We start from the raw sequence: 12192 nt of genomic DNA on the forward strand, positions 1-12192 counted from the left end.
TCGTTAACCATTCATGTAACTTTGGCGAGCCAGGATGACTCGCCAATGTCGCTATTATAGCTCTTCTTTTATGTCCTGCAAAGCCTTGAAACGCTTAGCGTTTGCTAATCAGGCCTTGCCAGACGGCATTTCTGCCTCTGCCGTCAGGCCTGCGACAACTTCCGCAAGCGGTGCAACCGACTGATCGTTCGACCCAAGGCGCCGCACGCTGACGGTCTTCTGTTCCGCCTCGCGGCCACCAACAACAAGGATTGCAGGCACTTTTGCGTGGCTGTGCTCGCGGACCTTATAGTTGATCTTCTCGTTCCTCAGATCCAGCTTTGCGCGGAGACCTGCAGCTTCGAGCGCATCAAACACTTCTTTTGCATAGTCGTCTGCATCGGACGTGATCGGCGTCACTACAGCCTGCGTTGGCGCGAGCCAGAGCGGCATCCGGCCGGCGTAATGCTCGATCATGATGCCGATGAAACGCTCCAGCGTGCCAAGGATCGCGCGGTGCAGCATCACAGGACGGTGCTTGTTGCCGTCTTCGCCAACGAAGCTTGCGTCCAGGCGCTCAGGCAGCACGAAATCAAGCTGCAGCGTGCCGCACTGCCAGGTCCGGCCGATGGCGTCACTGAGGTGGAACTCAAGTTTCGGCCCATAGAAGGCGCCTTCGCCCGGTGCGTAATCATACTCAAGGCCTGCGGCCTTCAGCGCCGCCTCCAGCGCACCTTCGGCCTTGTCCCAGGTTTCGTCTGTGCCGGCGCGGGTTTCAGGCCTTGTCGCCAGCAGCACCTTGAATTCCGGGAAGCCGAGGTCGCGGTACACGCTTGCCAAGAGGTCACAGAAAGCCACGCTTTCAGACGTGATCTGGTCTTCGCGGCAGAAGATGTGCGCGTCATCCTGCGTCATCTGGCGCACGCGCATCAAGCCGTGCAGCGCACCGTGCGCTTCGTTCCGGTGGCAGCAGCCAAACTCGGCGAAGCGGATCGGCAGGTCGCGGTAGCTTTTGATGCCTTGCTTGAACACCTGCACGTGGGCTGGGCAGTTCATCGGCTTCAATGCCATCAGCCGCGCGTTTGCGGATACAACAGGCGCGTCTTCTTCCGTCGACGGGATCTCGTCCGGCACCACGAACATATTCTCGCGGAACTTGGACCAGTGGCCCGACTGTTCCCAGAACTTGCTGTCCAGAAGCTGTGGCGTCTTTATCTCGTTATAGCCCGCGCCCTGAAGGCGACTGCGGATGTATTTCTCCATCTGCAGCCAGATGGTGTAACCCTGCGGATGCCAGAAGACGCTGCCTTGCGCTTCTTCCTGCAGGTGGAACAGGTCCATCTCGCGCCCCAGCTTCCTATGGTCGCGTTTTTCCGCTTCCTCCAGCCTGTGCAGGTAGGCTTTCAGCTCTTTCTTGTCGGTCCAGCAGGTGCCGTAGATGCGTGTCAGCATGGCGTTCTTGCTGTCGCCGCGCCAGTATGCGCCCGCCACCTTCATCAGCTTGAAGGCATCGCCCAGTTTGCCGGTGGACGGCAGGTGCGGGCCACGGCACAGGTCAAGCCATTCGCCCTGGCGGTAAACCGTGATCGGCTCACCTTCCGGCAGGTCGGAAATAATCTCGGCCTTATAGTGCTCGCCAATCTTCTTGAAGTAGGCGATTGCCTCGTCACGGTCCCACACTTCGCGGGTGATGTCTTCATCGCGCGCCACAATCTCGTGCATGCGCTTCTCGATCACCGCCAGATCATCTTCGGTGAAGGGCTTGTCGCGCGCGAAATCATAGAAGAAGCCGTCCTGGATGTTCGGGCCGATGGTGACCTGGGTGCCGGGGAACAGTTCCTGCACGGCTTCGGCCATCACGTGCGCGCAGTCGTGGCGCAGGATGTCGAGCGCGTCTTCCGTGTCGCGCTTGGTCACGATGGAAACATCGGCGTCGGCTTCGATCTCGCGGGTCAGGTCCCACATCTCGCCATTCACTTTGATGGCAAGCGCGGCCTTCAGGAGACCAGGGCCGATATCGGCCGCGAGTGTGGTGCCGGTCACCGGGCCATCAAACGTGCGCACGCTGCCGTCTGGCAGGCGCAGGTTGACCGGGTTTTGGACACTCACATTCTCGTTCATTGTTCTGGTTTCCTTGAGATAAAAAAATAGTGAAGTGGCGAGTTAACTACGGTCCACGCGGAAGTCAAGCAAAGCCTAGGCTTTTGTGTACTTGAGCGCGAAAAAGAGGCCTGCTAGGGTCACCCAAACGTCACAGCGTCTTATCCGGGGGAAATTTTCCATGACACAGCCGTCCTTCCTGAAATCCGATCATGGCACCAGGATCGCCTATCACAAGAGCGCGGGCTTTGGCCCCGGCGTAGTGTTCCTGGGCGGCTTCATGAGCGATATGGAAGGCGGCAAGGCGCTCGAGCTTGAGGCCTACTGCCGCCGTGTGGGGCGGGCGTTCGTGCGCTTCGATTATCAGGGCCACGGCCAGTCGTCCGGCGAGTTTGCTGACGGCACCATCGGCCTGTGGCTCAAGGACGCGCTCGCGGTGATCGACTGGCTCACCGAAGGCCCGCAAATCTTGGTCGGCAGCTCCATGGGGGGCTGGATATCCTTGCTGGCGGCCAAGGCGCGCCCGGGGCGGGTGAAGGGGCTGGTGGGCATTGCCGCCGCACCGGATTTCACCGTCTGGCACTGGGACGCCATGACGGAAGAAGAGCAGAAAACCATCATCGAAGATGGCCGGCTGGAGGTCTATTCCGATTATGGGCCGGACCCCTATGTGTTTACCAAGGAGCTGTTCGACGACGGTTGGCAGAACCGCATCAACAACGGCCCGATCCATCTGGATATCCCCGTGCGGCTCATTCAGGGCACTGATGACGCGGACGTGCCGTGGCAGACAGCCATGAAGATCGCCGACAACATCACCGGCGAGGACACGGAAGTGATCCTGGTGCCGGGCGGTGACCACCGGCTGTCGCGCGACGTGGACCTGAAGCGCCTTGTGCGCGTGGTCGATAGCCTCGCGAGGGACATCTGATGGCCGGGAAATACAGCAAGCTGAATCGTCAGCAGATTTTCGAGTTTTTCGCACGATTGGCGGAAGACAACCCGAACCCTGAGGGCGAGCTTGAGTATGTGAATGACTTCACGCTGCTGGTTGCCGTGGTCTTATCCGCGCAGGCGACCGACGTGGGGGTGAACAAGGCCACGCGCAGCCTGTGGCCGGTGGCCGACACGCCGGAGAAGATGCTGGCGCTTGGCGTTGACGGCCTGAAGGAGCATATCAAGACCATCGGGCTTTATAACTCCAAGGCCGAAAATGTGATCAAGCTGTGCCGTGACCTGATCGACAAGCATGGCGGCAAGGTGCCCCAGACGCGGGAAGAACTGGTCGCGCTCGCGGGCGTGGGCCGCAAAACCGCCAATGTGGTGCTGAATATCGCTTTCGGTCAGCCCACCTGCGCGGTGGACACGCATATTTTCCGCGTGTCGAACCGCACCGGCCTCGCGCCCGGCAAGAATGTTGACAAGGTTGAGGAAGCGCTGATGAAGGTGATCCCCGATCCCTTCAAGCTGCACGCTCACCACTGGCTGATCCTGCTGGGCCGCTACATCTGCAAGGCCCGAAAACCCGACTGCGCCAAATGCAAACTGACGGATATTTGCCTTTATAAGGAGAAGACCCTGTGAGGTGGCTGATTCCAGTTCTGGCGATGCTGCTGTCCAGTTGTGCAGCCAAGCCGGCTTTGCTCTGGCAAGAAGCGATAGACGGCAGGGTAGGAGAGGAAGCAGATGGGCTTGCTCGATACTTCAGCGATGATGGGTATGGAAGTACTGCGGAGTTTCTATTCCCTGGCGGCAGAGGTGTCTCGCAATCCAGTTTTCCAATGCCATCCAAAGTCTGGAAGGCCAAGGATGCAAGCTTGTGGCAGGAAATTGCGGCAATTGTTCGCGAATTTGGCGGACAGAACATTGAAAAAACAGAGACATGTGGGCCGGAATTGCGCATGAGCCACGATTATTCAAACAGTTTGTACATCAAAGTTGGCGAGGGTCGGGGCTTTATCTCCAGTGGAGCATCTGGCGAATGCCATTTTGGCGAAAGCGACGAAGCAGGTCGAAGAGTGCAGGCCTTGCTACGCGAAAAGAAGTGGTAGGATTAGGCGCCACTAATTTGACGGGCGTAGAATGTGCTTTAGCTTCCATATGAAATTCGCAAGGGGGGAACGGTATGCGTATTTTGGGATATCTGGTTGTGGGCCTTGTGGGGCTCGTCATCTATATGGTGGCGAACACGATGGCGATGCTGCCGGCGGGAGAGGCAAAAAGCCTGAAGCCCGCTGAATATGACGCCGCAGACGCCCGGCGCATGGCGGAAAACCTGGCGGGCGCGGTGCGGTTCGAGACCGTGTCCTACAGCCTTGACCGAGCGCCCGATGACGCAGCCTTCAAGGGCTTCCACGATTATCTGGTGACCACTTACCCGAACGCCCATGCGGTGCTCGAGCGCGAAATCGTCTCGGATTACTCGCTGATGTACCGCTGGCCCGCAGCCTCAAGCACGGCCAAAAAGCCCATCGCGCTGGCGGCCCACATGGATGTGGTGCCGGTGCCCGAACGCGGGCTTGCTGATTGGCCGCAACCGCCGTTTGCAGGCGTGATTGACGATAACGGCATCCTGTGGGGGCGCGGTACGCTGGATGACAAGGGCATGCTGATCTCCATCATGGAAGCGGTGGAAAAGCTGGCGCGCGCGGGCTTCGCGCCTGACCGCGACATCTATTTTCTGTTCGGCCATGACGAAGAGCTCGGCGGTGATAACGGCGCTGCTGTTATGGCGGGAATCCTCAAGGATCGCGGCGTACAGCTTTCGTGGCTGATGGACGAAGGCTCCGCCATCCCTGACGGCATCATCCCCGGTGTGAAAAGCCCTGTGGCGCTGATCAGCCTTGGGGAGAAGGGCTCGGTCACGCTCCGCTTCTCCGCCACCGATGATGGCGGGCACTCATCCGCGCCCAAGGATTTCACCGCCGCCTCCCTCGCGGCCAAGGCAGGCGTTGCCGTCACGGAAAACCAGTATCCGCTGGTGCTGGATGAGCATCTGGAGGCCTTCCTCAAGGCCGTGGCACCAGAGCAGCCGTTCCTCAACCGTTTCATGATCGCCAACCTGTGGGCGACAAACGGCGTGATGGCGGGGGAGCTCGCCAAAAGCCCCACGGTGGCGGCCTTCATGCACACCACCACGGCTTTCACCATGATGCAGTCGGGCACCAAGACCAATATCCTGCCGCAGTATGGTGAGGCGGTGGTGAATTACCGCATTCACCCGCGCGATACGGTGCAAGGCGTGATCGACCGCGCGCGGGACGTTGTGGCCGATGACCGGATCAAGATCGAAAACCTGGGCGGCGGGCGCGAAGCCACCAGCCTGTCTGACCCATCGGGCGAAGGCTATCAGGCGATCGCACGCGCCGTGAAAGCCGAGTTCGGCGATATCCCCATCGCCCCCACGCTGACGGTGCAGGGCACCGACGCGCGGCATTATGACGGCGTCGCAGATGGCGTTTACCGCTTTATGCCGCTCGTGGTGGGCAAGGATACCCTCAAACAGATCCACGGCACGGCGGAGCATATTTCCATTGAAGCCCTCGCCCGGCAGGTGAGCTTCTTCGAGACGCTGATCAAAGGGACGGTAGGATGATCGACCAAGTTTGGCTCGTAACATCTCCGAAAAAGAAGACAATTTTCTGGATGTTGGTCGGCAATTTGGCTTTGGTGGTTTTTTTTCTATTCGGGTTTGTCTTCATCAATAGCAGTACTATTCACCATGGGGCACCGATGGGTATAGGTTATTCGCTCTTCTTGCGTTTGATGATGTTTGGGCTGATAAGTTACTTATTGTTTGGTAGTTGGCTTTTGCTGCGGAATTGGTTTCAACAAATTTCCGTTTGCATAACGCCTGAGGCGATCCGGATTAAGTCCCGCTCAGGTACACAGGTATTTCCATTTGATCAGATTGCCCGGATACATATTTACAGAGTTGGAAACCTTTTCTGGTCAGGGGCGCAGGTTTCGGACATGCGGTGTTTCGACCACTCAGGGATAAGGCTGACACTAAGGCACATGTGTTTAGCTTGTGGTACACCAATAGATGACGCACTCGCAGCTTCGGAAAAAGTGAAGCAGAGGTATCCTCATATCGAAGTTAAAGAGCCACTTATTTAGCGCGGCTGGTGACACTCCATGATTACCAGCCGTTCGCCGGGCACTTTCGCGAGGTCTTCGCCGACCTCTAGGAAGCCGAGCGTCCGGTAAACATGCCGGGCGCGGTCGTTCTTCTCGTAAACATCCAGCCACACCACCTCGGCCTTGTGCACAGTGAAGAAATAGTCGAGCACAGCGGCCATGAAGGCTTTGCCGATGCCATCGCCCCGGCGCGCCACGATGATGCGCCGCCACTCAACGCGGCCCGGTGTGTTGTCCATCAGGATCGCATAACCAAGCTGGTGGTCTTCAATGTCCACTGCGATGAAATAATGAAAGGCGGGGTCGGCAATATTCCGCCGGTGCGTGGCCTCGTCCCAGCTGTGCACGAAGGTGTTGGCTGGGTCCATCTCCAGCGAGCGGATGAAAAAGATGTCATCCTCGGTCGCTTTGCGAATATGATCGAACCTATAGATGGCCATGTCCCCCATAACCCAAGCTTGAGGCACCGAGTATGACAGACTTCACCCTGCACCCGCAACTGGCAAAGGACACGGTGTTCGTGACCAAGCTCAAGCTCTGCCGCGTGCTTCTGATCACAGATGCCACCTACCCCTGGCTGGTGCTGGTGCCAGAACGCAAAGATATCCGCGAAATCCACCAGCTGGATGACGACGACCAGCAAAACCTGATGCGGGAAATCACCCGTGTGGCCGAATGCCTGGAGGCGCTTGTGGGCGCCGACAAGATGAATGTGGCGGCGCTCGGGAACATGGTGCCGCAGCTGCATGTGCATATCATCGCGCGGTTCGAAGGCGACCCTGCCTGGCCCGGCCCCGTGTGGGGTGCGGTGCCCGCCACGCCTTATGAGCCACACCAGCTGGACGCCACCGTCTCCAGCATACGGGACGCGCTTGAGCACGGCTGATTGGGTTTGCAGCAGGGAAGTAAAAAGGCCGGAGCGGATGCCCTGGCCTTTTTTGGGCTGCAGCAGTCCGCGAGTTTGGCCGGCCTTGGAGGGTTACATAAACCCTGGCTTGCGCTATTCTGGGGGCACATCCTTGAAAGGGAGAAGCCTATATGATCTTGCGCAGGCTGGCGGAAGCCATAAGGGGGCAGAACTGGTTCACGGTTCTGATTGAGGTCGCCATCGTGGTTGTCGGTATCTTCATTGGTCTACAGGTCGACGACTGGAACGAGAACCGGAAGCAAAAAAATATCGAAGCTGAAGCATTGGCGCGGCTCCATTCAGAGGCCGTCGCCACGGTCGACTATTTCAAGCAACATGTAAGTTACCGCATGAAAGCCATTATGCGGGCCGACAAGGTTTTTCAGGTGTTGTTTTCAGGTGAGCCTATGGAATCATCGGAAGATACATCTGATGCCATAGCGAGCCTTAGGTTTTATCCGACCATTGCGCCACCCGTGACAGAATATGCAGATTTGCGTAGTGCCGGCGTTTTGTCCAAGATCACATCGCGGCCTGTTCGGCAGGCGATATCCGAATATCACCAAAGGCTGGCATACATCCAAGGGCAACTGCCAGGCTTCAAGGCTGATACCGACCAATTTCAACTGACGCCCGAAGAAGGGGAATATCGTGTCTATGATCCAACGTCTGCGGTGCGGTCAAGAATCGTGCTTGAAATCGAGAAGGCGTTTGGGAACAAGGCTTACCAGTCCGATATTCTTAGCGAGTACCGAAACTTTATACGCTTCACCCAATATTTCTTGAGAGTTTTGCAACATGCACACGAAATGTGCGTGGCATTGGAGCCATTCGGCACCGAAAAATGCCCGGGCATTGATGAAGAGTGGGCACTGTACCGCCAGTTTAATCCTGAGCGCACACAGCCTGCGGCGGCACCGAGAGATTAGGATAGCTGAAGGCAAAGAAGAAAAGGCCGGAGCAGATGCCCCGGCCTTTAAAGTGTCAGGTGTTCGCCTGCCTTAGTGGCGGAAGTGGCGCATGCCGGTGAAGACCATGGCAAGGCCTGCTTCATCGGCGGCTTTGATCACTTCATCGTCGCGCATGCTGCCGCCCGGCTGGATCACTGCCGTCGCACCCGCTTCGGCTGCGGCCAGCAGACCGTCCGCAAACGGGAAGAAGGCGTCACTTGCGACCACGCTGCCTTTCGCGAGGCTCTCGGCATCACCGGCCATTTCAGCCGCTTCACCCGCGCGGATCGCGGCGATCCGGCTGCTGTCCCGGCGGTTCATCTGCCCCGCGCCAATGCCCACGGTCATGCCGTCGCGCACATAAACAATGGCGTTTGATTTCACGTGCTTGCCAACCTGGAAGGCGAACAGCATGTCTTTGAGCTCCGCGTCGGATGGCGCGCGCTTGGTGACAACCTTCAGGTCATCCATTGTGATGCGACCGGTGTCGCGGTTCTGCACAAGGAAACCGCCCGCGACGGTTTTCACCATCTTGGCTGGCTGGCTTGGGTCAGCGAGGCCGCCGGTGGTCAGAAGGCGCAGGTTCTTCTTGGCGCCGATGATGGCTTTCGCCTCATCCGTCACGCTTGGGGCGATGATCACCTCAGTAAACACCTTGATGATCTCTTCCGCTGTCTCTGCGTCCACGGTGCCATTGAGGGCCACAATGCCGCCGAACGCGGAAACCGGGTCACACTTCAGCGCTTTTTCATACGCTTCCTTGAGCGTCGCGCCCTTGGCCACGCCGCACGGGTTGGCGTGCTTGATGATGGCAACGGTCGGAACCGATGGGTCGAACTCACTCACCAGCTCAAACGCTGCGTCAGTGTCGTTGAGGTTATTGTAGGAAAGTTCCTTGCCCTGGTGTTGCACGGCGGTGGCGATGCCCGGACGGTCCTCACCGTTTTTGTAGAAAGCGGCAACCTGGTGTGGGTTTTCGCCGTACCGGCACTCCTGAACCTTGGTGCCCGCGAACGTGCTGCGGTCAGCAAAGGTTACGCCGTTTTGTTCGGCGTACCACTGGCTGATCGCCGTGTCGTAAGCGGCGGTGCGGGCGTAGGCTTTTGCCGCCAGCTTCTTGCGCATCTCATGCGTGGTACCGCCTTCAGATTTGATCTGCTCGATAATTTCTCCATAATCGGCAGGGTCGGTCACGATGGTGACGAACGCGTGGTTCTTGGCTGCAGAGCGCACCATGGCGGGGCCGCCGATGTCGATATTCTCGATGCATGTGTCGAAGTCAGCGCCAGACGCCACGGTTGCTTCGAACGGATAGAGGTTCACTGCCACCAGGTCGATGCCGCCGATCTCATGCTCTTCCATTGCCTTCAAGTGCTCAGGGTTGTCGCGCAGCGCCAGGAAGCCGCCGTGGATTTTCGGGTGCAGCGTTTTCACGCGCCCGTCCATCATCTCGGGGAAGCCTGTGTGGTCTGCCACTTCCTTAACCGGGATGCCGGCGTCGCGGATTACCTTGGCGGAGCCGCCGGTTGACAGGATTTCAACGCCCTGATCCGCAAGCGCCTTTGCGAGATCAACCAGCCCGGCCTTGTCGGAAACCGACAGAAGGGCGCGTTTGATGGTGACTTTGGTCATAGTTCACTAGCCTTCAATTCGAAGCTTCCGCGCCCGCAACCCAACAGCAGGCTGGTCAGAAGCTCATTTCACTCAAAACCCAGTTTAAAGTGGGTTGCTCGTTCCCCTCCCGTGCCATCGTCACCACAATCTGGCGTGACGGCACCGGATGATCGGGGCGGCTGAGATAGAGGCTTTCCTCAATCTCGGCTTCCCCGCCATCAACATCGAAAATCCAGGTCTTGCCCGCCCGTGTCTCAAGCGTGATGCGGCCGTCCGAGGCCTTCAGCGCACTGATGTTCGGATGCAGGTGGAACCTGAGAAGTATTTCCTTGCCCGCAAGCTTCTTCATCTTGGGGCCAAACAGTTTGTCGCTGCCCTTCAGGCGCGTACCGTCGGCTGACAGATCAAGCGACCGCTCGTGCTTCACGCCGAAACGCTTCAGGTATCCGTTATGGCTGTGGCGAATGCGCGTGCCGTCTTCCGTTTTTTCACGGATGGTCAGCGTTTCCGATACGCCGGGGCCCATGCGGCCACCTTCAAGAAGGCGGCTTGAGTTGCGGTCAGCGATAATCAGGGTCGAATGCGCGGCTGTGGTGCGGGCCAGTTCCGCCAGCGCCGGGATAGGCCCGCGCTTTGAGGCGTGCCCCACATTGACGATCAGCCGCTCAAGCCCGGTGGAGAATTCAAAAGCCGCCGTGCCCGCGTGCGCCTTGCGGCTGTAGGCGGTGGGCGGCGGTGCGCCCGCATCCATGATCAGCACAGAACGGCCTGTTTCTATGCGCTGGAAGCCGCTGTGGGCAGCATTCTCGATCGGTTTTCCCTTGGCTTCGCTGGCGGCAAGGACGGCATTGGAGCCATGGCCGCCTTCGGCAGACGTGCCCCCGAACTGGGCGAAATTGCCGTCGCCGTGGCGCATGGCGCGCACGAACGGACCGATTTTGTCGAGCGTGATCTGTACCCAACCGGGCAGCTCTTCGCCGCGGGTGGTATAGGCGTCGCGCACCAGCACCAGAAGCTGCATGGTGCGGATGGCGTCAGACGTGTTGCGGCTTACTGGGCCGCCGTCAGCCAGAATGAAGGTGGAAAGCGTGCGTTCAAGCGCGCGCGATCCTTTGGCCAGCAGGGTATCGGACGACGGCAGCAAGAGGCCCGCGAGCGTCAGTGCCGCAGCGGTGTAGACGCGCGGCAGGCCTTCATCCGTATCGTTCAGAACACGGCTCAGGTGACGGGCCTGCTTGGCCAGCGAAGTCAAAACCTTGGACCGGTAAACCAGATCAGACGACGACAGGATGAGCGGTGCATGGGTAAACCAGTTGATGATGCGCCGCGCCAGCGTTTCAGCCGCCCAGACATCCTTGAACCAGTCTTCGCCAAAAGGCAGCCACCAGGAAAGAATAGTCTCTGCAGCATCGCGCGCCTTGGCCTGGTCATTCACCTGTGCCAGGTCCTGCAGCCAGTGGAAGCTGTGGGCATAGGCCTGAAACTCAGGGGACGCGTTCTCAAGCCGAACCCAGAAATCCTCGCTCAGGGCATGTTGTTCGCCTTCAAACAGCATGTCACCGCCAAAGATGGCGGATCCCATTGTTGCATTGCCGGGGGCAGGGTCGTCCGGGCTTCCCAGAAGCTGCATCGGGTGCCGACCCTTCAGCCGGTGCGCATAAAGCGGCGAGGCATAGCCCCACTCGCGGACTGTGCGACCCATTTTCCGGAGCGTGCGGCTCACAAGATGGCTGCTTTGATCGCGCCTCAGCGTTGAGCGCGACGTCGGCGCCGTGGCTGCATATTCGGCAATTTGATCAAAGGCCGCGTTCATCGCCGCCTGCTCCCTTGTGGTCTATAGGTTTTTCAGTGCCGCGATGTTCGGTGCGTACATGTCCGGGCCGCCTTTGAAGGTGGCGCTACCGGCCACCAGAAGGTCTGCGCCCGCGTCCACCACCCGGCGAACAGTTGCTGCATTCACGCCGCCGTCGACTTCAAGGTCGATATCAAGGCCCAGTGCATCAATGCGCTTGCGGATATTCTCGATTTTCTTCAGCTGGCTTTCGATAAAGCTCTGGCCGCCGAAGCCCGGGTTCACGGACATGACGAGGATCAGGTCCAGGTCTTCATAGAGATAGTCGATAACCGTCTCGGGCGTTGCCGGATTGAGCGAGATACCGGCCTTCACGCCTTGCGCGCGGATCGCCTGCAGCGTGCGGTGGATGTGCTTGCCCGCTTCGGCATGCGCCGTGATGATATCGGCACCAGCAGCGGCGAAAGCCTCAATATAGGGATCAACCGGGTCGATCATCAGGTGCACATCGAACGGCTTTTTTGTGTGGGGGCGAAGCGCCTTCACCACATCGGGGCCGATCGTGATATTGGGCACGAAATGACCATCCATCACATCAATATGGATCATGTCGGCGCCTGCGGCGTCAACGGCTCTGACTTCCTCACCCAGTTTGCTGAAATCTGCAGACAGGATTGAGGGGGCTATTCTGACTGGCTTTTGCATGGGGC

At 58.8% G+C, this 12192-nt stretch carries 12 protein-coding genes; 7 read left to right on the forward strand and 5 right to left on the reverse strand.

The genetic code is table 11. From position 1 onward, the window contains the following. Positions 1-108 precede the first annotated feature (108 nt). On the reverse strand, positions 109-2100 hold the full coding sequence (gene thrS, locus ACFO5Q_RS02740) for a threonine--tRNA ligase (RefSeq protein WP_068148467.1): 1992 nt from the start codon (positions 2098-2100) through the stop codon (positions 109-111). 160 nt (positions 2101-2260) lie between these two features. Here thrS and ACFO5Q_RS02745 point away from each other — a divergent pair, with 160 nt between their 5' ends. The 5 genes from ACFO5Q_RS02745 (at position 2261) to ACFO5Q_RS02765 (ending at position 6198) form a co-directional block, all read left to right on the forward strand. Further along, positions 2261-3010, forward strand: a complete 750-nt coding sequence (locus tag ACFO5Q_RS02745) for an alpha/beta fold hydrolase (protein WP_068148469.1) — start codon at positions 2261-2263, stop codon at positions 3008-3010. Between the two features lie 20 nt (positions 3011-3030). Next, positions 3031-3663, forward strand: a complete 633-nt coding sequence (nth, locus tag ACFO5Q_RS02750; protein ID WP_068148651.1) for an endonuclease III — start codon at positions 3031-3033, stop codon at positions 3661-3663. After that, positions 3660-4130 (forward strand): hypothetical protein, encoded by a 471-nt coding sequence (locus tag ACFO5Q_RS02755; protein ID WP_068148471.1) that lies wholly within the window; start codon positions 3660-3662, stop codon positions 4128-4130. The genes nth and ACFO5Q_RS02755 overlap by 4 nt, the downstream gene beginning before the upstream one ends. 74 nt (positions 4131-4204) lie before the next feature. Next, complete coding sequence (locus ACFO5Q_RS02760; protein WP_068148473.1) at positions 4205-5674, forward strand: M20/M25/M40 family metallo-hydrolase; 1470 nt, start codon at positions 4205-4207, stop codon at positions 5672-5674. After that, positions 5671-6198, forward strand: coding sequence for a hypothetical protein (locus tag ACFO5Q_RS02765; RefSeq protein ID WP_068148477.1), 528 nt, complete (start codon positions 5671-5673; stop codon positions 6196-6198). The genes ACFO5Q_RS02760 and ACFO5Q_RS02765 overlap by 4 nt, the downstream gene beginning before the upstream one ends. On the opposite strand, the gene ACFO5Q_RS02770 is transcribed toward ACFO5Q_RS02765, so the two are convergent. Continuing rightward, a complete protein-coding gene (locus ACFO5Q_RS02770) occupies positions 6195-6659 on the reverse strand; it encodes a GNAT family N-acetyltransferase (protein WP_068148480.1) in 465 nt (154 codons plus the stop codon). The genes ACFO5Q_RS02765 and ACFO5Q_RS02770 overlap by 4 nt on opposite strands. Before the next feature lie 32 nt (positions 6660-6691). Between ACFO5Q_RS02770 and ACFO5Q_RS02775 the strand changes: the two genes are divergently transcribed. Next, positions 6692-7105, forward strand: a complete 414-nt coding sequence (locus ACFO5Q_RS02775; RefSeq protein WP_068148482.1) for an HIT domain-containing protein — start codon at positions 6692-6694, stop codon at positions 7103-7105. Positions 7106-7263: 158 nt separating this feature from the next. Continuing rightward, complete coding sequence (locus ACFO5Q_RS02780) at positions 7264-8055, forward strand: hypothetical protein (RefSeq protein WP_380084280.1); 792 nt, start codon at positions 7264-7266, stop codon at positions 8053-8055. Between the two features lie 72 nt (positions 8056-8127). Here the strand turns inward: ACFO5Q_RS02780 and purH are convergent, their stop codons facing one another. From purH to rpe, 3 genes are read right to left on the reverse strand one after another with little or no spacing between them, the layout of a single operon-like run. Then, positions 8128-9708 (reverse strand): bifunctional phosphoribosylaminoimidazolecarboxamide formyltransferase/IMP cyclohydrolase, encoded by a 1581-nt coding sequence (gene purH / locus ACFO5Q_RS02785; RefSeq protein ID WP_068148488.1) that lies wholly within the window; start codon positions 9706-9708, stop codon positions 8128-8130. Positions 9709-9763: 55 nt separating this feature from the next. Further along, positions 9764-11503 (reverse strand): heparinase II/III family protein, encoded by a 1740-nt coding sequence (locus ACFO5Q_RS02790; protein WP_068148492.1) that lies wholly within the window; start codon positions 11501-11503, stop codon positions 9764-9766. Between the two features lie 21 nt (positions 11504-11524). Beyond that, entirely contained in the window at positions 11525-12187 is a 663-nt protein-coding gene (gene rpe, locus ACFO5Q_RS02795) for a ribulose-phosphate 3-epimerase (protein WP_068148495.1), read from the reverse strand. Positions 12188-12192 lie beyond the last annotated feature (5 nt).

Source organism: Kordiimonas lipolytica, assembly GCF_042651265.1.
Classification (GTDB): domain Bacteria; phylum Pseudomonadota; class Alphaproteobacteria; order Sphingomonadales; family Kordiimonadaceae; genus Kordiimonas; species Kordiimonas lipolytica.

Excerpts from the sequence above, each read along its gene's own strand:
- thrS (WP_068148467.1), bottom strand. The coding sequence starts at position 2,100 with ATGAACGAGAATGTGAGTGTCCAAAACCCGGTCAACCTGCGCCTGCCA.
- ACFO5Q_RS02745 (WP_068148469.1), top strand. The coding sequence starts at position 2,261 with ATGACACAGCCGTCCTTCCTGAAATCCGATCATGGCACCAGGATCGCC.
- ACFO5Q_RS02760 (WP_068148473.1), top strand. The coding sequence starts at position 4,205 with ATGCGTATTTTGGGATATCTGGTTGTGGGCCTTGTGGGGCTCGTCATC.
- ACFO5Q_RS02765 (WP_068148477.1), top strand. The coding sequence starts at position 5,671 with ATGATCGACCAAGTTTGGCTCGTAACATCTCCGAAAAAGAAGACAATT.
- ACFO5Q_RS02770 (WP_068148480.1), bottom strand. The coding sequence starts at position 6,659 with ATGGCCATCTATAGGTTCGATCATATTCGCAAAGCGACCGAGGATGAC.
- ACFO5Q_RS02775 (WP_068148482.1), top strand. The coding sequence starts at position 6,692 with ATGACAGACTTCACCCTGCACCCGCAACTGGCAAAGGACACGGTGTTC.
- purH (WP_068148488.1), bottom strand. The coding sequence starts at position 9,708 with ATGACCAAAGTCACCATCAAACGCGCCCTTCTGTCGGTTTCCGACAAG.
- ACFO5Q_RS02790 (WP_068148492.1), bottom strand. The coding sequence starts at position 11,503 with ATGAACGCGGCCTTTGATCAAATTGCCGAATATGCAGCCACGGCGCCG.
- rpe (WP_068148495.1), bottom strand. The coding sequence starts at position 12,187 with ATGCAAAAGCCAGTCAGAATAGCCCCCTCAATCCTGTCTGCAGATTTC.